Source organism: Paraburkholderia acidisoli, from assembly GCF_009789675.1.
Classification (GTDB): Bacteria; Pseudomonadota; Gammaproteobacteria; order Burkholderiales; family Burkholderiaceae; genus Paraburkholderia; species Paraburkholderia acidisoli.
The window spans coordinates 363,008-385,801 of the sequence record NZ_CP046914.1; the positions used below are offsets into that span (position 1 = coordinate 363,008).

Genomic DNA, 22,794 nt, shown 5'->3' on the forward strand with positions numbered 1-22,794 from the left:
CGCAGAATGCCAAAGCAAGTCAGCCCGAGGTCGCGTTCTCGCGAATCCCCAGCGCCGTCAGCAGCCACAGCTTGAACATCTCGAAGGCCTCGTGCCGATGCGCCCGGTGCGGATGCACGAGATAGTGCCCGACGTATTCGACTTCGCGCGTGGACCCGGCGAGCGGCCGCACGAGTTCGCCGCGCTGCAATTCGCGCTCGGACAACAACGTCGATTCGAGCACGACACCGAGGCCGTCCACGGCTGCGGCGATCGCCATGGAACTTCGGTCGAAGCGCAGGCCGTAGTGCGTGGGCGGCGGCAACTGATTGGCTTCGAACCAGCCCTTCCACTGATACATCTGGACTTCGCACTGGATCAGCGGCAAGTGGTACAGGTCTTCCGGCTTGCGGATGCGTTCCGCGAGCGCCGGCGTACACAACGGCGCCAGCCCCTCGAGCGCGAGGGGAATCTTCGCGTGCGGCGAAGGCTTCGGTTCGCCGTAGACGATATCGAGATCGAAGTCGTCGTCGAAACGGGCGTATTCCGTGCTCGCCGAAAAGCGCAGGTCGATATTCGGATAATCGCGCACGAAGCCGGACAGCCGCGGCAGCAGCCACTGCGTGGCGAAGCTGGGCGCGGTGTGCAGGCGCAACGGCGTGCGCTCGTTGCTCGTCAAGAGCGCGAAACCGCGCTGCATTTCCTCCATGCCGCGCTGGATATGCTCCATCAGCATCGCGCCTTCGCGCGTGAGGCGCACTTCCCGGGTACTGCGCTGGAACAGCCGGTGGCCGAGCAATTCCTCGAGCTTGCGGACCGAATGGCTGACCGCGCTGGGCGAGAGGCTCAGCTCGCGTGCCGCCTCCGCGAACGACAGGGTGCGTCCGGCACCCTCGAAAACCCTGATATACGACAGCGGGACCTTGCGGAAAACGTTCATGGGCCTGGATTCGTGAATGGCATTCACGAGCTAGTGTAATCTTTTCTTTTGTCACGGACAGTACGGCTCGCTACATTGGGCCCACCTCGTTCCCACACCCGTCCGATTGCTGAACAGGAGACAACTGCGGCAATGACGGGTTGTCGAGGATCTTTCCCGTTTCCGCAGGAACTGCCATGACAATGATTACGGAGGCCGAGCCGCAAGCCGGCTCGACATCGGCGCAACTCTCCCGCATTGCCGATCACGCGTACCGCATCCGCCGCTTCGCGCTGCGCATGGGCGAAGTTCAGGGCCAGGGCTACATCGGCCAGGCGCTCGGTCTCGCCGACGCGCTCGCCGTCGCCTGGTGCCACGCGATGAACATCTGCCCCGCCGACCCCGAGTGGGAAGGCCGCGACCGCTTTCTGCTCTCGCACGGCCACTACGCCATCGCGCTCTACGCCGCGTTGATCGAAGCGGGCGTGATCGCCGAAAACGAGCTGGAAACCTACGGCTCCGACGACAGCCGCCTGCCGATGTCGGGCATGGCCACCTACACGCCCGGCATGGAAATCTCGGGCGGCTCGCTGGGCCAGGGCCTGACGATCGCCGTGGGCATGGCGCTCGGCCTGCGTCTGAAGGGCAATCCGGCTTTCGTCTACAACTCGATGTCCGACGGCGAACTCGACGAAGGCGCGACGTGGGAAGCCGCGCTGTCCGCCGCGCACCACGGTCTCGGCAATCTCATCACGATGGTCGACATCAACCGCCAGCAGGCCGACGGCCCGTCGCACGACGTGCTCGGCTTCGAACCGCTCGCGGACAAATGGGCCGCGTTCGGCTGGCACGTCGAGCGTGTGAACGGCAACGACCTGCCCGCGCTCGTCGCCGCGTTCGATCGCGCCCGCGCGCTCACGGAAGCGAAGCCGCGCGTCATCCTGCTCGACACGTTGATGGGCAAAGGCGTGCCGTTCCTCGAAACGCGCGAAAAGAATCACTTCATCCGCGTCGACGCGCAAGAATGGCAGCAGGCGATTGCCGTGCTCGACCAGAACCATCGTCAAGCCCAGCAAGGAGACCCGGCATGAGCGCCGTCATCGACAAGAAACCCCGCCTGACGACTTCGGCGATGATCGCGTCGATCGCATCGGAAGGCCAGCAGACGCGGCCCGCGCCGTTCGGCCACGCGCTCGTGGCGGAGGCGGAGAAGCGCCCGAACATCGTCGGCATGAGCGCCGATCTCTCGAAGTACACCGACCTGCACATCTTCGGCCAGGCGTTTCCCGAGCGGCATTTCCAGATGGGCATGGCCGAGCAGTTGCTGATGGGCGCGGCGGGCGGCATGGCGAAGGAAGGCTTCATTCCGTTCGCGACGACCTACGCCGTGTTCGCGACGCGCCGCGCGTATGACTTCATCCACCAGATCATCGCGGAGGAAAATCTCAACGTGAAGATCTGCGCCGCCCTGCCCGGCTTGACGACCGGCTATGGTCCGAGCCACCAGGCGACCGAAGATCTCGCGCTGATGCGCGCGATTCCCGGCATGACCGTGATCGACCCGTGCGACGCGCTCGACACGGAGCAGGCCGTTGCGGCCATTGCCGCGCACCACGGCCCCGTGTACATGCGTCTGCTGCGCGGCAAGGTGCCCGCCGTGCTCGACGACTACAACTACCAGTTCGAACTGGGCAAGGCGAAGCTGCTGCGCGACGGCGCGGACGTGCTGATCATCTCCTCGGGCATCATGACGATGCGCGCGCTCGAAGCGGCGCAGGCGCTCGACGACGGCTCGGCGAGCGTGGCCGTGCTGCACGTGCCCACCATCAAGCCGCTCGACGAAGCCACCATCATCGAGCAATGCCGCAAGCCGGGCCGTCTCGTGATCGTCGCGGAGAACCACAGCGTGATCGGCGGTCTCGGCGACGCCGTGACGAGCGCGCTGGTGCGCCACCGCGTGATGCCGGAATTCCGCCAGATCGCGCTGCCCGACCAGTTTCTCGACGCCGGCGCGCTGCCGACGCTGCACGACCGCTACGGTATTTCGACGGCCTCCATCGTCGACAACATCAAGACGTGGCTGAAGTAAGCCAGGAGACGCAATCATCATGAACGTAACAGTGATCGGTATCGGCGCGATCGGTCTGCCGATGGCGCTGCGCATCCAGGGCGCGGGCCACGCGGTGACGGGCGTGGATCTGTCGAGCCGCGCGCGCGAACTCGCGCAGGACAGCGGGCTCGCCGCCGTGGACGGTTTCGCCGCCGCGCCGGCCCCCGAGGTCGTGGTGGCCATGGTGGCCACGCCGCAGCAGCTCGCTTCGCTCGTCGACAGCGTGGCCGCGCAGGTCGCGGGCCAAACGTGGGTGATCATGTCGACGGTCGGCCCCGAAGCCGTGCGCGAACAGGGCGAGCGCCTCGTCGCGGCGGGCGCGCGGGTCGTGGACGCGCCGGTGACGGGCGGCACCGCGCGGGCAAAGACGGGCGAGCTGGTGATCTTCGCCTCGGGCGAAGCCGCGCATATCGCGGCCGTGCGCCCCGTGCTCGACACCATGGGCAGCGTGCGCAACGTCGGCCCGAAGCTCGGCGACGGCCAGTCGATCAAGGTCGTCAACCAGCATCTGTGCTCGGTCCATATCGTCGCGGCGGCGGAAGCGCTCAATCTCGCGCGCTCGCTCGGGCTCGACCCGGCCGCCGTGCTCGAACTGATCGAGAAAGGCGCGGCCGGCTCGTGGATGCTCTCCGACCGCGGCCCGCGCATGCTGCAAGGCACCGACGTCAGCGTGACCAGCTCGATCAACATCTTCGTGAAAGACAGCGATCTGGTCGCCGACGCCGCGGCAACGTGCGGCGCGGACGTCCCGCTGCTGTCGATCGCCAATGCGCGCTATCACGCCGCCGCCGACGCGGGACTCGCGTTGCGCGACGACAGCCGCGTGATCGAAACCTGGCGTTCGGCGTAACTCGAATCCACGAAAACGCGCGCAAGCGTCGTCGTCGTGAACAATCGCCGAAAGCGCACGAAGAACGCGCGGCACGATTGGGCCGTCCGCCATGCGGACGGCGACCATAGCAACGGAGACAAACCACATGAATACTCATCACGAAGGACGCGCCACCAAGGTCGCCGTCGCATCGATGATCGGCTCGGCCGTCGAGAGCTACGACTTCTTCATTTACGGCACCGCGGCCGCTGCCTGGTTCGGCAAGATTTTTTTCCACACGACTGAACCGATCGTCGGCATTCTGGCGGCGTTCGCGACGCTCGCGATCGGCTTTCTGATGCGCCCGCTCGGCGGCTATCTCGCCGGGCACTACGGCGACCGCCTCGGCCGCAAGGCCGTGCTGTTCTGGTCGCTCGTGGCCATGGGCGGCGCGACCGTGTTGATCGGCGCCCTGCCAACCTACCAGCAGGCGGGCGTGCTCGCGCCGATCCTGTTGATTCTCCTGCGGATGGTGCAAGGCATCGGCTTCGGCGCCGAATGGGGTGGCGCGGTGCTGATGGCCTGCGAACACGCGCCCGAAAAGCGCCGCGGCTTCTTCGGCGCCGTGCCGCAACTGGGCATTCCGCTCGGCCTGCTGCTCGCGAACGGCGCGTTCCTGCTGTCCGGCTCGATCTTCGAAGGCGACTGGGTGTGGCGTGCGCCGTTCCTGCTGTCGTTCGTGATGGTCGCGATCGGCATCTTCATCCGCATGAGCGTGGCGGAGTCGCCGGAGTTCGAAGCGGTCAAGGCCGAGGACAAAGTGATGAAGGCACCCGCGCTCGAAGTCATCAAGAGCGACTGGCGCAGCATTCTTCGCATCGTCGGCTTGCGCATGGCGGAAACGGGCGGCTACTACATCACGACGAGCTTCATGCTCTCGTACGTGACGCTCGCGCATGTCTCCAGCACGCACCATATTCTTTGGGGCACGTTGATCGGTTCGGCGCTCGGCCTCGTGAGCCACCTGTTCTACGGCGCGCTCAGCGACCGGATCGGCCGCCGCCCCGTGTTCATGCTGGGCGCGCTCTTCACGATCGTGTTCGGCGTGCCGATGTTCATGCTGATCAACACCGGCGCGATCATCATGGTGATCGTGGCCGTGGCGCTCTCGCTGCTGCTGAGCCATGACCCGATCTTCGCGGTCGAGGCGAGCTGGTTCTCCGAGCAGTTTCCCGCCAACGTGCGTTCGTCGGGCATCTCGCTCGGGTACAACGGTGCTTCGTTGATCGCGGGGCTGCTGCCCATGATCGCGACAGGCATGTTCGGCGCGTTCGGCTGGATCGGGCCCGCGCTGATGTTCTCGGCGCTCGGCGTGGTCTCCACGTGTTGCGCCCTCGCGATGAAGGAAACGGCGCCCGCCGTCGTCGAGAAGAAAAAGGCGCATGCCAGCACGGAACGCCGATTCGCCGCGTAAGCTCCGGTTGGATTGCTGGCAGCGCCCGAGTGCGAGAATTCCCGCTGCGTAACGATCAACTCACAAAAGGCAGCTTGCTATGGCGCGCCTGCGCCAGCATCGAAACCGTGATCTTGCGCACTTCGAGCTTGCTCTGCGTGACATGCGCGCGTAGCAGGATGGCGGCCTCGGCGGGCTTGCCGCGCTCGATCAGCGTGAGCATGGTGGCGTGCTCGTCGTAGGTCGCGTCCGTGCGATGCGGCTTGAGAAAGTCGAGCCGCCGCACGATGCGGATACGCTCCGTCACCTCGTTGTGGACACGCAGCATTTCCGCATTGCCGGTGGCCTCGACCAGGCCGCGATGAAAGCCTTCGTCGAGCCGGAACATCCGCGCCGGGTCGCTCTCGCGCAGTTCGGGCGCGACGCGCCAGATCGCCTTGAGTGCCTCGATGGCGCGATGCGGCGGCCCCGCGCTGGCCACGCGTTCGATGGCGGCGAGTTCCAGCACGATGCGCAAGTCGTAGAGCTGATCGAGCCGGTCGAAGTCGATATCGCACACTTTCCAGCCACGCCGGAAGCCCACTTCCAGGTAACCTTCGCGCAACAGACGAAACAACGCGTCGCGCATGGGCGTGCGCGAGACGCCGTAGTGTTGCGCGATGTCGGTTTCCGAAAAGCGGTCGCCGGGAAACAGCCGAAAGTCGAAGATAGCGTGCTTGAGTTGCAGATACACCTGCTCCGCCAGCGGATTCGCGCCGTACACGACCTTCGCCGCGCTCGCGTCTTCGGCTGCGTTTTCCGCTGCGTTTTCCGCTGCGTTTTCCGCTGCGTTGTCCAGCGCCTCCGGTTCAGGCGGGTTCGCGTCGGTTTGCCGTTTGGGTTCGATGGCCGTTCTCCTGCGTGCGCTGGCGTGTCCGGCGCGACTCAAGCGCCGCTCGCGCCTGCCGCCTGCGCGTATGCCGCCACGGCATCCGGCGCGTCGATCAGACTCACATGCGCCGCCACGACGACCCAGCCGCCGAATGCGGCATCGGGCGTACCGAGCCGCGCCCACGTCTGCATCTGGCGGCCCACCAACGGCGTGGCGTCGCTGGTGAATTCGGTGCTCACGGTCGCGTAGTCGCGGCCGAACGTGGTCACGACCGTGCGATGCCGCTTGCGCGACTTCGGCACCGGCGCGCACGATTCGCGCCACGCACGAATGGCCGCGCCGCCATGCTGGATTTCGGCAATGCCGTAGCGCACGGTTTCGGGCGCGTCCCAGAACAGCACATTCATGGCGGCTACGTCGTTGTCGATCAGCGCGCGTTCGTAGGCTTCGAATGCGGCGCGCACTTCGGCGACAATGGCCGGATCGTCGATCTCGCGCGGAGAACAGGGCAGCGTCATGTTGATTCGGACTCCAGAAGTTGCGCAAGACTCGCGGTCCACCCCACGATGCCGCCTTGCGAGCGGATCATCGCGAGCGTCGCGTCCTTGAACGCGGGAATATAGCTCGCCGTGGCGTCTTCGATCACGAGGCAATCGTAACCCCGGTCGTTCGCCTCGCGCATCGACGTCTGCACGCACACCTCGGTCGTAACACCCGCGAACACGAGATGCGTGATGCCGCGCGTGGCGAGTTCCTCGCCGAGCCGGGTTGCGTGGAACGCGCCCTTGCCCGGTTTGTCGATCACGAGTTCGCCCGCGACCGGCGCGAGCGCAGCCACGATCGCGTTGCCCGGCTCGCCGCGCACGAGAATACGGCCCATTGGACCGGCGTCGCCAATGCGTGCGCTGGGCTGGCCGCGCAAGCGCTTCGCGGGCGGGCAATCCGACAAGTCCGCCGCATGCGATTCGCGCGTATGCACCACGAACCAGCCGCGCTCGCGCGCGTGCCGCAACAGCCGCGCGACGTCGGGCACGATGCCGCCCAGCAACGACACATCGTTGCCGAGCGCCGCACCAAAACCGCCCGGCTCGATGAAATCGCGCTGCATGTCGATCACCACGAGCGCCGTTTTCGAAGCCTCGTAGGTAAAAGGAGACGGCAGCGCGTCAGCAACCCTCGGCATGATCGATCACCCCTCGTAGTCGCGTTCGGGCGCGGGGAAGCCGCACGCGGTGCCGTCGGTCACGCGCACCTCGCTTTCCCATGGCACACGATACGCGCCGCGCACCATGTCCTGCATGAAGGTGTACGGGCAGTCCCGCGCGCCGCCCTTCACGGCCACGTAGCCGCGATGGCCGAGCTGATAGATGTTGTTCTCCACGCCCCAATGCGCGCGCGCTTCGCGCACGAGGTCGGGCCGCATTTCGCAGGCAATGATTTCGTCGGGGCGATGGCTGCCGTCCACCATCACCGTGCCGTCGAAATCGCAGAACATGCCCTCGCCCATCGAGTCGAACGTGCCGTCGCTGCCGCACAGGCACACGCTCGCGGTTTGCGCGAGATTCTGGAACGCATTCGACTGATTGGTGATGCGCCACGCGTGGCGAATGGGCGCCGTATAGCCCGCCGTGCGCAGGATCACTTCCGCGCCCTTGTACGCGGCTTCGCGCGCCATCTCCGGAAACATGCCGTCGTGGCAAATGATGAGCCCGAGCTTCACGCCGCGCGGGCCCACGCACACGGGCACGCCCAGATTGCCCGGCTCCCACGGCTCGACCGGCACCCAGGGATGCAGCTTGCGGTAATAGAGCCGGATCTCGCCGGTGTCGTCGATGATGAGGCCGCTGTTGTACGGATTGCCGTGCGGGTTGCGCTCCATGATCGAAAAGCCGCCCCAGATGCGATACGCCACGCACGCGGCCTTGAACGCGGCCACTTCGGGTCCGTCGAGCGAGCACAGGATCGCGTCGTCGGTACGCATGGAAAGGCCGTGCAGCGCGTACTCGGGAAACACCACGAGATCCATGGCCGCGTTGTTGCGCCGCGCCTTGCCGACCAGCTCGACGATGCGCTGCGTTTGCGCCGCGAGTTGCGCGGGCGTTTCCACGTCGGGGTTCTGCAACTGCACGAGGCCGATCACCACGCCCGCGGGCGAGCGGTTCAATCCGCCGAGTCCACTCGAACTCATCGTTCAGGCTCCATGAAAGGCGGCGGCAGGCACCGCCGCTTCGGGTTGACGATCGTCGCCGTGGCCGGCCATGTGGCGCCCGAGCACCACGCGGTCGGCGTTTTCCACGGCGGTTTCGAACACGAGCCGCCCTTCCGCGATCACGGCGATGCGGTCGGCCAGCTCCAGCAATTCGTCGAGGTCTTCGCTCACCAGCAGCACGGCGGCGCCCGCGTCGCGCGCGGCGAGAAGGCGCGCGTGAATGTCGGCCACCGAGGCGAAGTCGAGTCCGAACACCGGATTGGCGACGATCAGCACATCGACGGCTTGCCCCAGTTCGCGCGCGAGCACGGCGCGCTGCACGTTGCCGCCCGAGAGCGTGCCGATCGCGCGTTCGGGCAGCGGCGGCCGCACGTTGAACTCGGCGATGCGTTGCCTCGCGCGCTCGCGCAACGCGCGGCGGTTCAGCCGCCAGCCGCCCGCGCGCAACGGCGCGCGATCGAAGTCGCGCAACGCGAGGTTTTCGGCCACGCTCATTGCCGCCACGCACGCGTTGCGCAGCGGTTCCTCGGGCAACGCGAACACCGACAAACGCGTCATGGCCTCGCGCGTGGCGCGGTACGCCTCGCCCTTCACGCGCATCGCGCCCGACTGCACGCGGCGCTGGCCGACCAGCGCCTCGACCAGTTCCTTCTGGCCGTTGCCCGATACGCCCGCCAGCCCGAGAATTTCCCCGCTGCGCACCGCCAGCGACGCCTCGCGCACCGCCGCATGGCCGCGATCGTCCACCACCGTGAGCTTCGCGAGTTCGAGCGCGACCGGCGCGTTGGCGGCGAGCGGCTTGCGGGCGGCGCGTTGCGCGTCGATGCCGGCCGTGGCGCGCGCGTCGGCGCTGCTGTCGCCGCCCATCATCCACGTCGCCAACCGGTCGCGGTCGGTGTCGCGCACGGCGCAACTGCCCACCAGACGCCCTTTGCGCAGCACCGTGACGTCGTCGGCATACGCCATCACTTCGCGGAACTTGTGCGTGATCATCAGCACGGTCAGTTCGCCGCGCGTGGCCAGATCGCGCATCAGGCCGAGCACTTCGTCGGCCTCCTGCGGCGTCAGCACCGAAGTGGGTTCGTCGAGGATCAGCAGCCGCTGACGCAGATACAGCTGCTTGAGAATTTCGAGCTTCTGCTTTTCACCGGCCGCGAGACCCGAAACCGGCGCGTCGAGCGGCAGGCGGAACGGCATGCCGCGCATGAACGCGTCGAGCGCATTTCGTTCGGCATCCCAATCGACTTTCCACGGCAGGCTGCCACGCGCGAGCAGCAGGTTCTCCTCCACCGACAAACCCGCCGCCAGCGTGAAGTGCTGATAAACCATGCCGATGCCGAGCGCCTGCGCGTCGCGCGGCGAGGCGATGCGCACCTCGCGCCCGTCGGCGACGAGCTGGCCGCCGTCGAGCAGGCCGTAGCCCACGAGACCTTTCACGAGCGTGCTCTTGCCCGCGCCGTTTTCGCCGAGCAGCGCGTGCACGGTGCCCGGGCGCACCTTGAGCGTGACGTCCTCGAGCGCGCGAAACGCGCCGAAGCGCTTGCTCGCGCCGAGCACCTCGATGCCGAGCGCGCCGCCGCGGGACGGCAGGGGTTTCATGCTGGCGAGCGTGGACATGATCAGCGTCCGAGCGTCGCGAGCAGCGCGTGCGAATCCGACACCGTGCCGAACACGCCGCCTTGCATCAGCACCATGTTCAGCGCCGCGTCGTGATTGCCCTTGTCGGTCGCGCCGCAGCAGTCGGCGAGTATCGTGCATTCGAAGCCGCGGTCGTTCGCCTCGCGCATCGTCGTGTGCACACAGACGTCCGTGGTGATGCCCGTGAGCACCAGATTGACGATGCCGCGCGTGCGCAGCACGAGTTCGAGATCGGTCGCGCAGAACGAGCCCTTGCCCGGTTTGTCGATGACGATCTCGCCCGCCAGCGGCGCGAGGTCGTCGATGATTTCCCAGCCCGGTTCGCCGCGCACGAGAATCTTGCCGCACGGGCCGTCGTCGCCGATACCGATACCGTCCGTGCCCGCGCGGCGGCTGCGCCAGCGCTTGTTCGCGGGCAGATCGGAGAGATCGGGCCGATGCCCCTCGCGCGTGTGAATGATCGTGAAGCCTTGCGCGCGCATCGTGGCGAGCACGCGCTGGATCGGCTCGATCGGCGCGCGCGTGAGCGAAAGGTCGTAGCCCATCTTGTCGACATAGCCGCCGATGCCGCAGAAGTCGGTCTGCATGTCGATGATGACGAGCGCGGTGTTGTCGGCGCGCAGCGCGCCGTCGTAGGGCCACGGATAAGGGCGGGCGTCGATAAAACGGGTCATGTCGGTCTCCAGTGAGACGGATGGATGCGAAGGCGCGGGTAAGGGAAGCGGTCAGCGCGTGAGGCTCAATTCGCCGGGCGCGCCCGCGAGCGTGCGGTCCGGCCGGCAATTGACGATCATGATCGCGAGCGTCAGCACGTAGGGCGCGGCGTTGAAGAGGTAATAGCCGCTCGTCACGCCGATCGCCTGCAACGCCGGACCGAGCGCGCCCGCCGCGCCGAACAGCAGCGCCGCCCACAAGCAGCGCAGCGGCTGCCAGCGCGCGAAGATCACGAGCGCGACCGCCATCAGCCCCTGGCCGCTCGACAGCCCTTCGTTCCAGCTGCCCGGATACACGAGCGACAGATACGCGCCGCCCACGCCCGCGAAGAAGCCGCCCACGGCAGTGGCGATAATGCGCACGCGCGTGACGGCGTAGCCCATCGCCCGCGCGCTCTCCGCGTTTTCGCCCACGAGGCGCAGCGTCATGCCCCAGCGCGTCGAGCGCAGTCCCCATTGCAGGACGAACGCGAGCGCCACGCCGATCAGAAACAGCGGGTTCACGTGCAGCGCGTTGTGCAGTTGCGGCGACGCGCTCCACGCGCCGAAGTCGAACGAGCGCAGCATGGGCGCCTGCGGCTCGATGAACGGCTTGCCCAGATAGAACGCGAGGCCGGTGCCGAACAGCATCAGCGCGATGCCGAACGCGATGTCCGAGACGCGCGGCAGCGAGCAGATCAGCCCGTGCAGACCGCCGAGCAGCAGGCCCGCGCCGCCGGCGATCAGCACGCCCGCCCACGGCGAGCCGGTCAGGTACGCGCCCGCGTAGCCGCTCATCGCGCCCGTCACCAGAATGCCTTCGAGGCCGAGATTCACGCGGCCGCCCTTCTCGGTCAGACATTCGCCGAGACTCACGAACAGATACGGCGTGCTCACGCGGATGGCGCCCGCGATCAGCGAGAGCATCAGCACGGCGAACGGCGAGTGCAGATCAAGCATGAGTTTGCTCCAGCGCAGCATTGACTTCGGCTTGCGCGGCGGCTTGCAGCTTCACGCGCCACGCGGCGAGGCGTCCGCCCAGCGCTTCCCACGCGAGCAGATTCGCGAACAGGAGACCTTGCAGCACGAGCGTGGTCGCGTCGGGCAGATCGAGACGGCGTTGCAGCAGGCTGCCGCTCGCCTCGATCCCGCCGATCATCAGCGCGCACACGACGATCGCGAGCGGATTCTGGCGCGCCGCGAACGCGACCAGAATGCCCGCGTAGCCGTAACCCGCGAGCAGCGAGGCGTTCGCGCTGCCCTGCACCGCCGCCACCTCGAACATGCCCGCGAGGCCCGCGGCCGCGCCGCCCAGCACGCACGCGGTCAGCGCCAGCGCATTCACCGGCAAACCGACGAGCCGCGCGGCGCGCGCGTTGCCGCCGGTCACGCGCATCGCGAAGCCGCGGGTGCTGTGACGCACGAACACCCACGCCGCCACGCACGCGAGCGCGCCCCAGAACAGGCCCCAGTGCACTTCGAGCCCCGGCAGCGAGCCGATCGAAAACGCGTCGGGCAACGCGGGCGTGGACGGCTTGTTCAGGCTCGCGGGATCGCGCAACGGCCCTTCCACGAGAAACTTGAACACGGCGATGGCGATATACGACATCAGCAGCGAACTGATCGTCTCGTTCACGCCGCGCCACTGCCGCAACGCGCCCACCGCGCCGATCCACGCGCCGCCCACGAGCATGCCGGCCACCGCCATGAGCGGCGTGGCGACGAACCACGGCGTGGCGGCCGGCAGCAGTTGCGGCAAGACGGCCGCGGCGAGACCGCCGAGCGCGAGCGCGCCCTCGCCGCCGATCACGATCAGCCCGACCTGCGCGGGCAGCGCCACGCACAACGCGGTGAGCATCAGCGGCGCGGCGCGCAGCAAGGTGCTCTGCCAGGCGAACGACGAGCCGAACGCGCCCTGTGCGATCAGCACGATCGCGTCGCCGGCCGGTTGCCGCTGGATCAGCAGGAACAGCGAAAACAGCAGCAACGTGCCGACGATCGCCGCGAGCGTCGGCACGGCGGGCAGCGCGCCGGTCAGCAGGCGGGCGGCGGCGGCCGACGTCGGCGAGGAAGCGCGAGCGCGCATGATGTCTCCTTGCGAGGGGGCGCGAATCACGGCGTGGTCGCGCGAACCACGGGCGGCGGTCAGATCTGGCCGACGACGCCCGCGACGAGGTAGTTCATGCTTTCGAGCGTGATGTCGGTCTGCGCGTAGCTCGTGCCCGCCGCGATCGCCGTGCCGCCCTTGTTGTCCTTCAACGGTCCCTTGAAGATCACGAACTGGCCGGCCATCATCTGCGCCTTGATCGCGTCGGCGTGCTTCTTCGCGTCGGGCGTGACCTTCGCGCCATACGGCGACATCTTCACGAAGCCTTCCTTGAGGCCGCCGCGCAGAATGTTCGGCTGCGGCTTGCCCGCCTGCGCGTCGGCCACGAGCGTCTTGTACGGCGTCGCCCAGTCCCATTCGGCGCCGGTGAGATAACCTTTGGGCGCCAGCGCGGCCTGGCTCGCGTGATAACCGCAGCTCATCGCGCCGCGCTTCTCCGCCGTTTCGATCACGACCTTCGGGCCGTCCACGTGGCAGGTCAGCACGTCGCAGCCCTGATCGACGAGACCGTTGGTCGCCTCGGCTTCCTTGACCGGCATCGACCAGTCGCCCGTGAAAATCACGTGCGTGGTGATCGACGGATCGACCGACTGCGCGCCCAGCGTGAACGCGTTGATGTTGCGCAGCACCTGCGGGATGGGCTTGGCGGCCACGAAGCCGAGCTTCTTGCTCTTGCTCATGTGGCCCGCGACCACGCCGTTCAGGTACTGGCATTCGTCGATATAGCCGAAGTAGCTCGCGATGTTGGGCGGATTGCCCTGCTTCCAGAGGCCGCCGCAATGCGCGAAACGGATCTTCGGATACTTCGCCGCCATCTTCAGCACGTGCGGATCGAAGTAACCGAACGAGGTCGCGAAGATCAGCGTCGCGCCGTCCTGCTCGATCATCGCTTCCATCGACTTTTGCACCGCGACCGTTTCCGGCACGTTCTCTTCCTCGACCACCTTCACGTTGGGCAGTGTCTTGATGACCGCCGCGGCCTGCGCCTGCGCCTGGTTGTAGCCGTAATCGCCCTTCGAGCCGACGTAGATCACGCCAACGGTCAGCTTGTCGGCGGCGAATACGCTTTCGAGCGGCAGCAGGCTGCCGAGCGCGAGCGCGCCGGCCTGTTTGATGAAGTCGCGGCGTTGCGTCATGGTGTGGATTCCTTGAGGGTGTCGTTCACTGCGTTCGGGTTTCACTGCGTTTCGGGATTGCGAGAAGTGCGGATCGAGCGCGTCAGGCGAGCGGTGGCGGCTCCGGTTGCGTCTCGCGGGACGCAACCGGGGGCACAACCGGCGCCGCGACGCGGTGCGCCACGTGGTGCGCCAGGTAAGCACGCCAGCCGCCATACGCGGTGATGTCGACGGCGCCCGCGCCCGCCGCCACGGCGGACGGCTCGCAGACGAAGCCCTTCACCGTGCGCCCGTCAAACGTGTCGAGCGAGCCGATCGCGAGCGGCGCGGGCACGGCGGCCACGAACGCGCCGAAGGTGCGCAGCGGCACTTCCCAGAGTTCGATGTCGATGGCCTCGCCTGCCTCGCCCTCCCTGCCCGCCACGCGCACGAGGCCGGGCTTCGGCGGCGCGGTGCCCGCGAGCGCATAGAGGCGGTAATGCGGCGCCGTGGTCGTCGCTTCGAGAAAGCGCGCGCCCGCCTGCAGCAGTTGCCAGTTCAGCGGCTCGCCGCGCAGATGCGCCCCGACCACGGCGAGCGTGACGGCGGGTTCCTGCAACGGCAACGGCTGCGCGGCGATGGTTTCGGCGGCACGAGAGTTTGCGCTGGCGTCGAAGCACGCCTGAATGCGCGCGCCGAGCACGGCGAGCTGCTGGTCGGCGCCCGCGCGCGCGATCAGCGTGACGCCCGCGGGCAAGCCGTCGGCGCGCGGCACGCCCGGCACGGCGAGCGCGCACCAGTCGAGCAGATTGACGAAGTTGGTGTACACGCCCAGGCGGCTGTTCGCTTCCACCGGATTCGCCTGCACCTCCGCGAGCGTCGGATGCGTGGGCGTGGTCGGCACGATCAGCACGTCGGCGTGCTCGAACAGCGCCTCGGCCTCGCGCTTCAGGCGCGCGAGCGCGTACTGGCCGTCGAAGGCCGCGGCGGCGTCGAAGCGCGCCGCCTGGCCGATCACCTTCGCCACGGTCGGGTCGAGATCGGCGCGATGCGTCTCGAAGAAGTCGCCGAGCGCGGCGCGCCGCTCCGCCACCCACGGGCCGTCGTAGAGCAGCGCCGCGACCTGCTGCAACGGCGCGAACGCAAAGGTCGAAGGCGTGAGCCCGAGTTGCGCCGCGATGGCGTCGAGCGTGGCGGCGAAGGCATCGGCCGCGTGGCCGTCGCCGAAAAACGTGAGCGTGTCGGGCACGGCGAGGCGCAACGGCGCGTGCTGCAAGCCGCGCGAGACGAGCGGCTTCGCGTAGCCGTCCTGCGCGTCGAACGCGGCGAGGCGTTCGAGCACGGTCCACGCGTCGGCCACGTCGTGCGCGAACACGGAGAGCGTGTCGAGCGTGCGGCACGCGGGCACCACGCCGCGCTTGCTCACGAGACCGAGCGACGGCTTGAGGCCCACGAGCCCGTTGAAGCCCGCCGGCACGCGGCCCGAACCCGCCGTGTCGGTGCCCAGCGAAAACGCCACGATGCCCGCCGCGACCGCGATCGCCGAGCCCGAGCTGGAACCGCCGGACACGTACTCGTCGCGCTCGATCTGGCGCACCGCGCCGTACGGCGAGCGCGCGCCGACGAGGCCGGTCGCGAACTGGTCGAGATTGGTCTTGCCGACGAGAATCGCGCCCGCCTCCAGCAAACGCGCCACCGCGAAGGCGGTTTCGTCGGGCGTATAGGCGAACGCGGGGCACGCGGCCGTGGTCGGCAGGCCCGCGACATCGACATTGTCTTTGACCGCGAACGGCACGCCGAACAACGGCAGCCGCGCGAGCAGCGCCGGACCTTCCTCGGCGAGCTGCGCTTCGAGTTGCGCGGCGCGCGTGACGAGCGCGGCGTCGGGCACGCGCAGGATCCACGCTTCGGGACGATGCGTGACCGCCAGACGTTGCAGCACGGTCGCAACGACGTCGCGCGGCGTGGTTTCGCCCCGGCGATAGGCGTCGAGCAGCGCGCGGACCTTCAACAATTCGGTGCGTGGCATGAGTTCAATCTTGAATACAAGATGGAACCCGCTATGCAGCATCCATGCCAGACGCGCTCGAACCCGCGTCGAATGCCCGTCGCGGCGGGCTTCGCCGCCGATCGGGCAGCGGCTTTCGCCGTGAATCGCGACGCGGGCCGCGCGCCATCGTGGGCCGTTTCACGTTGCCGGACGGTGCAGCGATTCACGTTGCCAGTGCACGCCCGCCCGCGCGGCCCGGCTCAGCTCAGCTCAGCGGCCGGAACACGCCGCGTTCGTCCTCGTCGAGTTGCGCCAGCAGGTCGACTTCCCACTGCAGGTACTGGCGCGCCGCCGCCTTGTTGCCGGCATGGCGATCGTGCGTGAAGAACAGGAAGTCGATACGCGCCTCGGGCGTCAGCGTCGCGCCGGAAGCCTCGCGGCCACCCCACGCGCGCCACGCCGCGAAGCCGCCTTCGAGCACGCTGAACGCCATGTCGCCCGGCGCGGGCAGATCGGCGACGGCCCATGCCGCGAGGCGCGCGTCGTCGGCGACGAAGGTCACGCGTTGCACGCCCCGTTGCGCGGCTTGCGCGAGCAACGCCGCCAGCCGCGGCCGCACCGACCACACGCTGCCCGGCACGTGCGCCTCGAGCCACGCCGCGCTCGCGCGCAGATCGACCACGAGCGCCTGGCCGTGCGCGAGACGTTCGGCCAGCGTGGGCGCGTCGATGAACGCGAGCGGCGGCGGCTCGGCCACCGGCGCATCGTGCAGCGCGAGACCGCTCCGCAAGCCGCCTTCGAGCACGAACGCCTCGTGACCCAGTTGCCGCAGCCAGCTCGCGGTGACCGGCGCGCGAATGCCGTCGTCGTCGAACAGCACCACGCGCGCGCCCCGCACGCCGAGGTATTGATCCGTCGCCTGCTGCAACTGGCCGCCGGGCGCGTGCTGCGCGCCGGGCAAGCTGCCCGCCGCGAATTCTTCGGGCGTGCGCACGTCGCAGAGCGAGACGGTGCGCTCGCCCGCCGCGGCCCAGGCGCGCACGACATCGGCGCTCACCCATGCCACGCCCGCGCGCGTGGCCAACGCGCGGGCCGCTTCCACGCGCGACGCGCTCGCGCGCACTTCGGCCGGATAGCGGCGCGTGGTGCCGTGCTCCAGCGCGAAGTCGGCGAGATACCAGCCTTGCGTGCCGTTTTCGAGCGCGTAGACGGGATTCGCGATGCCCAGATGCCGCAGCGTCTGCGCGCCGACGATGCTGCGCGTGCGCCCCGCGCAGTTGATGACGATGGGCGTTCGCGGGTCCGGCACGATGGCGTCGATGCGATACGCCAGTTCGCCGTTCGGGCAACACGCCGCGCCCGGAATGTTCATCGTCCGGTATTCGCCGAACGGGCGGCCGTCGAGCACGACGGGCGCACGCTCCGCGCGCTGCCACGCCACCAGCGTCGCCGCCGTCACGTGCGGCGTGTGCGCGATCTGCTCGACGAGTTCGCCGAACGCCTTGGACGGCACGTTGACGCCTTTGAACAGCCGGAAGCCCGCGTCGCGCCAGCCGCGCGTGCCGCCTTCGAGCACGTGCACGGCCGTGTAGCCGAGCGCTTCGAGCCGTTGCGCGACCTGCGCCGCGAGCTGCTCGCCATCGTCATAAACGACGAGCCGCGCGCGCCGGTTCGGCGCGAGGCGCCCGATCTCGCGTTCGAGCACGCTGTACGGCAGCGGCACCGCGAAAAACAGATGGCCTTCGCCGTACTGGCCGTGTTCGCGCACGTCGAACAGGCCGATTTCCTCGCCGTCGCGCAACCAGCCCTTGAGCGTGTGAGCCGTGATAGCCGTGGGCATGCCTCAATATCCGTAGTCGATGGGCGGCGGTTGCCCGTTGATGGTGTAGTCGCCGATGGCGCGGTATGGGGACGCGGCCGGGTCGCGCGCGGTGCGGGAATCGGCTGCGTGCCGTGATAGTAGGCGCGCGGCGGCCCGGTCCGAACCACGAATCCCGCATAACCTTATGCCTGGATGTGCGATGTGGCGCGCGGCTGGCGCGACGCCGTGTTTTGCCATCGGCATCAATGGCTCATTGTTGTCGGCTTGCTGATCGAGAGATCGGACTTTGCGCGCGAGCGCGGATCGAACGCCAGGTGAGCTCGCCCCCTCGCGCTTTCCGCCCGGCGCTCGCATTGATTCGTATCGCTAACTAAAACGACGAAACGCTCGCCGCCGCGCGAGCGCTCGTTATCGCTCGTTATCGAGGAAAATTCAGATCACGCCCGAGGTTCGCATGTCGGCGAGATGGCGCTTCATGTCCTGCACGTCGCGCGCATGCGCCTCGCCCTTTCGCAGCGCCACGCTCGTGGAGAGAATATCCACGATCACGAGCGCCGCGAGCCGCGAGGTCGTGGGCGTGTAGACGTCGGTGTTTTCCAGCGTCTCGGCCACCACGGCCACGTCGCAATACCGCGTGAGCGGCCCGTGCGAACCGGTGATCACCACCACGTGCGCGCCGCGCTCCTTCGCCGTGCGCGCCACCTCGATAAGCGAACGCGTGGCCCCGGTGTTGGAGATCGCCACCACGGCGTCGCCGGTCTTGAGCATGGAAGCGGCAATGAACTGCTGATGCGAGTCCTGATGCGCGATGCACGGCACGCCGAACAGCGGAAACTTCTGCTGCGCGTCCTGCGCCACGATACCCGAGGCGCCGAAGCCGAAAAATTCAATGCGCGACGCCGCCGCCAGCAGATCCACCGCGCGCCCGACCGCTTCAAAGTCGAGCTTCTTGCGCGCCCAGTCGAGGCTCGTGATGGTGTAGTCGAAGATCTTCGTGGCCACGGTTTCGGGCGTGTCCGCGCCGGACAGCACGGAATGCGTGGCGGGCGCGCCGAGCGCGAGGCTCTGCACCGCGCGAATCTTGAAGTCCTTGAAACCGTTGCAGCCGATCGTCGCGCAAAACCGCAGCACCGTGGGCTCGCTCACCTGCGCGAGACTCGCGAGTTCGGAGAGGCTGATTTCGGCGATAGAGTGAACGTGCTCCATCACGTAGTCGGCGACCTGACGGCTGCCGCGCCGCAGATTGGGCCGGGCGCGGTCAATCACTTCGAAGATGTTGTAATCGGGCACGCGGGAGTTCCTTGCTGGTCGTACAGGCGCGAAGCGGAAGCCGGACGGCGCGGCGCGCCGTGCGGGCAAACCGCACGAAAGCGCGCCAAAAAGGGAAGTTTAGCGGAATATCCAGCGCCGCCAGAAGCCCGCGCCTTGCTGCATCAGCACCGCCGCGACGATGATCGCGCCCATCACCACCTGCTGGTGATAGCCCGGCACGCTCGCGAGATTCATGATGTTGCCGATCACGCCGAGTATCAGCACGCCCATGAGCGTGTTGAGCACGCCACCCTTGCCGCCCGCGAGACTCGCGCCGCCAATCACCACGGCCGCGATCACCGTGAGCTCGTCGCCCACGCCCACGGTGGGCGCGCCCACGCTCGCCCGCGCCGTGGAGATGATGCCCGCGAGCGACGCCAGCACGCCCGAGCACACATAGGTGCCCAGAATGTGCCGCGCCACCGGCACGCCCGAGAGGCGCACCGCTTCTTCATTCGAACCGATCGCGCGCACCACGCGGCCCGCGCGCATGCGGCCGAGCGCGACGCCACCCGCCACGAACACGATCAGCATCACGAGCGTCGGGCCGGGAATGCCGAGATAGCTGTGGCGGCCGAAGTCGAGCAGCGCCTGGCCCGCGTCGTCGACGAGAATGGGCGAGCCGTTCGAAACGATCATGGCAATGCCGCGCGCCACCGTCATCATCGCCAGTGTGACCACGAACGGCGTGAGGCGGCAGAACGCCACCAGCACGCCCGAGACGAGACCGCACACGCCGCCCGTCACGAGCGCCGCCACGAGGGCGAATACGAGCCCGTGGTCGGGAATCAGCATGGCCGAGAGCACGCTGCCGAGCGCCGCCACGGAGCCGACCGAAAGATCGATGCCGCCCGTCAGCACCACCAGCAGCATGCCGACCGACATGATGCCCACGCCCGCGACCTGGCGCGTGATGTTGGCGAGATTGGGCGCGGAAAAGAAGTCATCGGAGATGAACGACGCCGCGATGACGAGCACGAGAAGAATGGCGACCGTATTGAAGCGGCGCGCGCTCTGCCAGACCTGCTGCAAGCTGCTGGACTGGCGCGTGCGCGCATTCGGGGTCGCGGCGCTGGGATTCATGTGGGTGTCTCCAATCGATAAAAGCGGTCTGGGTTAACGCGCCGCCCGGGCGTCAACCGTGAATGAGCGTGCTGGCGTCGCGCGTGCTGCCTTGCGCGGCGGCGTCCTGCGGAACATGCGGATCGCCATGGGTTTCGCCGGGATCGCGCCGCAGCGAGAGCGCGAGAATCGCCTCTTCGCTGTACTCGCCGGGCCGGAGTTCGCCGCGAATACGGCCCTCGCCCATCACCATGATGCGGTCGCACAAGCCCATCAATTCCTGATGCTCGGACGAGATCACGAGCACCGCCTTGCCGCGCTCCGCGAGCTGGTTGATAAGCGTGTAGATTTCGACTTTCGCGCCCACGTCCACGCCGCGCGTGGGTTCGTCGAGGATGATGAGATCGCCGTCGGCGTGAAACCACTTGGCGAGCACGACCTTCTGCTGATTGCCGCCCGAGAGCGTCGAAACGTCGGCGTCCATCGAGCGCGCCTTGATGCGCAGCGCGTCCATCAATTGCTTGACGTAGCCGCGTTCGCGGCCGAACGCGAGAAAGCCGCCCGGCGCGCTCACCGACTTGAGCGAAGCCAGCGTCGCGTTGATACGGATCGGCATCGACAGCACCGCGCCCTGCCCCTTGCGATCCTCGGGCACGAGGCCGATGCCCGCGCGCACGGCCGCCATCGGCGAGCGCACGTTCAAACGCTTGCCCTTGAGTTCGATGCTGCCCGCCTCCGCGCGATCCGCGCCGAAGATCAGCCGCGCGACTTCGGTGCGCCCCGAACCGATCAGACCGCCGAGTCCCACCACTTCGCCCGCGCGCAATTCGAACGACACGCCGCGCACCGCCTCGCCGCGCGCGAGATCGCTGACCTTCAGCACGACCTCGCCAGCGCTCGCGTGGCGCTCGGGAAACAGCACGGCGAGCGGGCGTCCGACCATCTTGCGGATCAGCTCGTCGCGCGTGATCTCCGCGGGCGTGACCGTGTCGACGCGCCGGCCGTCCTTGAGCACCGTGATGCGGTCCGCGATCGCGAACACCTCTTCGAGCCGGTGCGAGATATAGACGATGCCAACGCCCCGCGCGCGCAGCGAACGCACGATCTCGAGCAGGCGGTCCGCGTCCGAAGGCGCGAGCGCCGCCGTGGGTTCGTCGAGCACGAGCAGCTTGAGTTCGCCCGAGAGCGCCTTGGCGATCTCGATCACCTGGCACTGCGCGGCCGAAAGCGTGCCCACCAGCGCGGCCGGGTCGATATCGAAACCGAGACTCTCGATCAACGCGCGCGCCCTCGCGCGCAGGCCGCGCCAGTCGATCACAGCCGGCAACGCGCCCAGAAACACGTTCTCGGCCACCGAAAGGTCGGGGGCGAGCGCCGTTTCCTGATGAATCACGGCAATGCCTTCGGCCAGCGCCGCGTGCGGATTGCGCAGCACCATGGGCTGCCCCTGCACGCTGATCGCGCCCGCGTCCGGCTGATGGCCGCCGCCTATCACGCGCATGAGCGTCGACTTACCCGCGCCGTTTTCGCCGACGAGCGCGTGGACTTCGCCGCTGCGCACATCGAAGTCGATGTTCTCGATCGCGTGAATGCCGCCGAATCGCTTGTCGATGCCCGTTAGGGCGATGAACGGAATCATTGCACTGTCTCCACTCGGACGCGCGCCCGGGCAATGCCCGGAACGCGCGCATACGACGAAAGCGCGTTTAGAAAATCGCCTTCGGGTTGTAGTACTTGTCGACGTTGCTCTTCGAAATGGCGACCGGCGGCGTGAAGGTCACCTTCGGCACGTTGACGGCCTGGCCCTTCGCCGCCTTCATGCCGATATCCACCGCCGTGCGCGCGACCAGCGCCGGGTCGTTGAGCGCCGTCACGCCGTACTTGCCCTGCTTGATGAGCGCGAGCGCTTCCTTCTGGCCGTCGGCGGCCGCAACGAGCGTGATGCCGTCGCGGTTCGCGCTCTGGATCGCGCGGCGCGCGCCGAGCAGCATGCTGTCGTTTTCGCTCAGCACCATGTTGATGTCCTTGTTGGCCACCAGCAGGTCTTCCATCGCCTTCAGGCCGCCTTCGTCGGACCAGTTGCCCCAGCCTTGACCGACGATCTGAATGTTGGACTTGCCGGTCTTTTCCAGCTGCGCCTCGACGATGCCCGCGAGCACGCCGTCGCGGCGTTCCTTGCCGACCGGATTGCCCTTTTCGCCCGAGAGCAGCGCGATCTTCAGCGGCTTGTCGCCCAGGTTGTCGACAACCCAGCGGCCCACCAGCGCGCCGTTCTGGCTATTCGACGACTGCACCAGCGTGAGGTAATTGGCCTTCTCGTTGAGCGTGCTGTCGAACACCACGACCTTCACGCCCGCCGCGCTCGCGGCGTTCACCGCGCCCACCAGCGCTTCGGGGTCGGCGGGATCGATCAGCAGCACTTTCACGCCGCGCGTGACGAGGTCTTCCACGTCGGAAATCTGCTTGCCCATCTTGCCCTGCGCGTCGGACACGATCACGTCCGCGCCCATTTCCGTGGCGCGCGCCTTCGCCGACTCCATCGCGGCGGCGAAGTACGGCGCGTTGAGCACCTTCATCGAAATCCCGACCTTCATCTTGTCGGCAGCGAACGCGGGACTCGTGGCCAGGATGCCGGCTGCGGCAAACGTGGCGGCGCAAAGCAGTTTCTGCATGAGACGCGACATGTCTCCTCCTTTTTGTAGGTGTGTCACGTAATGAATCGGCGC

At 67.8% G+C, this 22,794-nt stretch carries 20 protein-coding genes; 4 read left to right on the top strand and 16 right to left on the bottom strand.

Going from position 1 to position 22,794, the window contains the following annotated elements:
- Window positions 1-19: 19 nt before the first annotated feature.
- Complete coding sequence (locus tag FAZ98_RS15895) at window positions 20-919, bottom strand: LysR substrate-binding domain-containing protein (RefSeq protein ID WP_158952278.1); 900 nt, start codon at window positions 917-919, stop codon at window positions 20-22.
- Window positions 920-1,101: 182 nt separating this feature from the next.
- On the opposite strand from FAZ98_RS15895, the gene FAZ98_RS15900 reads away from it, so the two are divergent.
- The 4 genes from FAZ98_RS15900 to FAZ98_RS15915 all read left to right on the top strand — a co-directional run bounded on the left by FAZ98_RS15900 (window position 1,102) and on the right by FAZ98_RS15915 (window position 5,293).
- Entirely contained in the window at window positions 1,102-1,989 is an 888-nt protein-coding gene (locus FAZ98_RS15900) for a transketolase (protein WP_158953937.1), read from the top strand.
- Window positions 1,986-2,987, top strand: coding sequence for a transketolase family protein (locus FAZ98_RS15905; protein WP_158952279.1), 1,002 nt, complete (start codon window positions 1,986-1,988; stop codon window positions 2,985-2,987). Before FAZ98_RS15900 ends, FAZ98_RS15905 begins: the two co-directional genes overlap by 4 nt.
- A 19-nt stretch (window positions 2,988-3,006) precedes the next feature.
- Window positions 3,007-3,858 carry an NAD(P)-dependent oxidoreductase gene (locus tag FAZ98_RS15910; protein WP_158952280.1) on the top strand — a complete coding sequence of 284 codons (852 nt, stop codon included), beginning with the start codon at window positions 3,007-3,009 and terminating at the stop codon, window positions 3,856-3,858.
- A 127-nt stretch (window positions 3,859-3,985) separates the two neighbouring features.
- Window positions 3,986-5,293 carry an MFS transporter gene (locus FAZ98_RS15915; protein WP_158952281.1) on the top strand — a complete coding sequence of 436 codons (1,308 nt, stop codon included), beginning with the start codon at window positions 3,986-3,988 and terminating at the stop codon, window positions 5,291-5,293.
- Between the two features lie 55 nt (window positions 5,294-5,348).
- On the opposite strand, the gene FAZ98_RS15920 is transcribed toward FAZ98_RS15915, so the two are convergent.
- The 15 genes from FAZ98_RS15920 to FAZ98_RS15990 all read right to left on the bottom strand — a co-directional run bounded on the left by FAZ98_RS15920 (window position 5,349) and on the right by FAZ98_RS15990 (window position 22,752).
- Entirely contained in the window at window positions 5,349-6,035 is a 687-nt protein-coding gene (locus tag FAZ98_RS15920) for a GntR family transcriptional regulator (protein WP_158953939.1), read from the bottom strand.
- Between the two features lie 161 nt (window positions 6,036-6,196).
- Window positions 6,197-6,661 carry an oxalurate catabolism protein HpxZ gene (hpxZ, locus tag FAZ98_RS15925; protein WP_158952282.1) on the bottom strand — a complete coding sequence of 155 codons (465 nt, stop codon included), beginning with the start codon at window positions 6,659-6,661 and terminating at the stop codon, window positions 6,197-6,199.
- Complete coding sequence (locus FAZ98_RS15930) at window positions 6,658-7,326, bottom strand: cysteine hydrolase family protein (RefSeq protein WP_158952283.1); 669 nt, start codon at window positions 7,324-7,326, stop codon at window positions 6,658-6,660. Before FAZ98_RS15930 ends, hpxZ begins: the two co-directional genes overlap by 4 nt.
- A 6-nt stretch (window positions 7,327-7,332) precedes the next feature.
- Window positions 7,333-8,331, bottom strand: a complete 999-nt coding sequence (locus FAZ98_RS15935; RefSeq protein WP_158952284.1) for a formamidase — start codon at window positions 8,329-8,331, stop codon at window positions 7,333-7,335.
- A 3-nt stretch (window positions 8,332-8,334) separates the two neighbouring features.
- Window positions 8,335-9,969, bottom strand: a complete 1,635-nt coding sequence (locus FAZ98_RS15940; protein WP_158952285.1) for an ABC transporter ATP-binding protein — start codon at window positions 9,967-9,969, stop codon at window positions 8,335-8,337.
- Between the two features lie 2 nt (window positions 9,970-9,971).
- Window positions 9,972-10,664, bottom strand: coding sequence for a biuret amidohydrolase (gene biuH / locus FAZ98_RS15945; protein ID WP_158952286.1), 693 nt, complete (start codon window positions 10,662-10,664; stop codon window positions 9,972-9,974).
- 51 nt (window positions 10,665-10,715) lie between these two features.
- Window positions 10,716-11,642, bottom strand: a complete 927-nt coding sequence (locus FAZ98_RS15950; RefSeq protein ID WP_158952287.1) for an ABC transporter permease — start codon at window positions 11,640-11,642, stop codon at window positions 10,716-10,718.
- Window positions 11,635-12,768, bottom strand: coding sequence for an ABC transporter permease (locus FAZ98_RS15955; RefSeq protein ID WP_158952288.1), 1,134 nt, complete (start codon window positions 12,766-12,768; stop codon window positions 11,635-11,637). Before FAZ98_RS15955 ends, FAZ98_RS15950 begins: the two co-directional genes overlap by 8 nt.
- Before the next feature lie 59 nt (window positions 12,769-12,827).
- Window positions 12,828-13,925 carry a BMP family ABC transporter substrate-binding protein gene (locus FAZ98_RS15960; RefSeq protein ID WP_158952289.1) on the bottom strand — a complete coding sequence of 366 codons (1,098 nt, stop codon included), beginning with the start codon at window positions 13,923-13,925 and terminating at the stop codon, window positions 12,828-12,830.
- An 82-nt stretch (window positions 13,926-14,007) separates the two neighbouring features.
- Window positions 14,008-15,912 (bottom strand): allophanate hydrolase, encoded by a 1,905-nt coding sequence (gene atzF, locus FAZ98_RS15965; protein WP_158952290.1) that lies wholly within the window; start codon window positions 15,910-15,912, stop codon window positions 14,008-14,010.
- 226 nt (window positions 15,913-16,138) lie between these two features.
- Window positions 16,139-17,713, bottom strand: coding sequence for a rhodanese-like domain-containing protein (locus tag FAZ98_RS15970; RefSeq protein ID WP_158952291.1), 1,575 nt, complete (start codon window positions 17,711-17,713; stop codon window positions 16,139-16,141).
- A 414-nt stretch (window positions 17,714-18,127) separates the two neighbouring features.
- Window positions 18,128-18,985: an SIS domain-containing protein gene (locus FAZ98_RS15975; protein WP_158952292.1), complete on the bottom strand. Its 858-nt coding sequence runs from the start codon at window positions 18,983-18,985 to the stop codon at window positions 18,128-18,130.
- Window positions 18,986-19,084: 99 nt separating this feature from the next.
- Window positions 19,085-20,089: an ABC transporter permease gene (locus tag FAZ98_RS15980; RefSeq protein ID WP_158952293.1), complete on the bottom strand. Its 1,005-nt coding sequence runs from the start codon at window positions 20,087-20,089 to the stop codon at window positions 19,085-19,087.
- Window positions 20,090-20,141: 52 nt separating this feature from the next.
- Window positions 20,142-21,707, bottom strand: a complete 1,566-nt coding sequence (locus FAZ98_RS15985; protein ID WP_158952294.1) for a sugar ABC transporter ATP-binding protein — start codon at window positions 21,705-21,707, stop codon at window positions 20,142-20,144.
- Between the two features lie 67 nt (window positions 21,708-21,774).
- Window positions 21,775-22,752 (bottom strand): sugar ABC transporter substrate-binding protein, encoded by a 978-nt coding sequence (locus FAZ98_RS15990; protein ID WP_158952295.1) that lies wholly within the window; start codon window positions 22,750-22,752, stop codon window positions 21,775-21,777.
- Window positions 22,753-22,794: the final 42 nt, after the last annotated feature.

What these genes read in the sequence shown, in the direction of transcription:
- FAZ98_RS15895 (WP_158952278.1), bottom strand. Translation starts at nt 919, where the DNA reads ATGAACGTTTTCCGCAAGGTCCCGCTGTCGTATATCAGGGTTTTCGAG.
- FAZ98_RS15900 (WP_158953937.1), top strand. Translation starts at nt 1,102, where the DNA reads ATGATTACGGAGGCCGAGCCGCAAGCCGGCTCGACATCGGCGCAACTC.
- FAZ98_RS15905 (WP_158952279.1), top strand. Translation starts at nt 1,986, where the DNA reads ATGAGCGCCGTCATCGACAAGAAACCCCGCCTGACGACTTCGGCGATG.
- FAZ98_RS15910 (WP_158952280.1), top strand. Translation starts at nt 3,007, where the DNA reads ATGAACGTAACAGTGATCGGTATCGGCGCGATCGGTCTGCCGATGGCG.
- FAZ98_RS15915 (WP_158952281.1), top strand. Translation starts at nt 3,986, where the DNA reads ATGAATACTCATCACGAAGGACGCGCCACCAAGGTCGCCGTCGCATCG.
- hpxZ (WP_158952282.1), bottom strand. Translation starts at nt 6,661, where the DNA reads ATGACGCTGCCCTGTTCTCCGCGCGAGATCGACGATCCGGCCATTGTC.
- FAZ98_RS15930 (WP_158952283.1), bottom strand. Translation starts at nt 7,326, where the DNA reads ATGCCGAGGGTTGCTGACGCGCTGCCGTCTCCTTTTACCTACGAGGCT.
- FAZ98_RS15935 (WP_158952284.1), bottom strand. Translation starts at nt 8,331, where the DNA reads ATGAGTTCGAGTGGACTCGGCGGATTGAACCGCTCGCCCGCGGGCGTG.
- FAZ98_RS15940 (WP_158952285.1), bottom strand. Translation starts at nt 9,969, where the DNA reads ATGTCCACGCTCGCCAGCATGAAACCCCTGCCGTCCCGCGGCGGCGCG.
- biuH (WP_158952286.1), bottom strand. Translation starts at nt 10,664, where the DNA reads ATGACCCGTTTTATCGACGCCCGCCCTTATCCGTGGCCCTACGACGGC.
- FAZ98_RS15950 (WP_158952287.1), bottom strand. Translation starts at nt 11,642, where the DNA reads ATGCTTGATCTGCACTCGCCGTTCGCCGTGCTGATGCTCTCGCTGATC.
- FAZ98_RS15955 (WP_158952288.1), bottom strand. Translation starts at nt 12,768, where the DNA reads ATGCGCGCTCGCGCTTCCTCGCCGACGTCGGCCGCCGCCGCCCGCCTG.
- FAZ98_RS15960 (WP_158952289.1), bottom strand. Translation starts at nt 13,925, where the DNA reads ATGACGCAACGCCGCGACTTCATCAAACAGGCCGGCGCGCTCGCGCTC.
- atzF (WP_158952290.1), bottom strand. Translation starts at nt 15,912, where the DNA reads ATGCCACGCACCGAATTGTTGAAGGTCCGCGCGCTGCTCGACGCCTAT.
- FAZ98_RS15970 (WP_158952291.1), bottom strand. Translation starts at nt 17,713, where the DNA reads ATGCCCACGGCTATCACGGCTCACACGCTCAAGGGCTGGTTGCGCGAC.
- FAZ98_RS15980 (WP_158952293.1), bottom strand. Translation starts at nt 20,089, where the DNA reads ATGAATCCCAGCGCCGCGACCCCGAATGCGCGCACGCGCCAGTCCAGC.
- FAZ98_RS15985 (WP_158952294.1), bottom strand. Translation starts at nt 21,707, where the DNA reads ATGATTCCGTTCATCGCCCTAACGGGCATCGACAAGCGATTCGGCGGC.
- FAZ98_RS15990 (WP_158952295.1), bottom strand. Translation starts at nt 22,752, where the DNA reads ATGTCGCGTCTCATGCAGAAACTGCTTTGCGCCGCCACGTTTGCCGCA.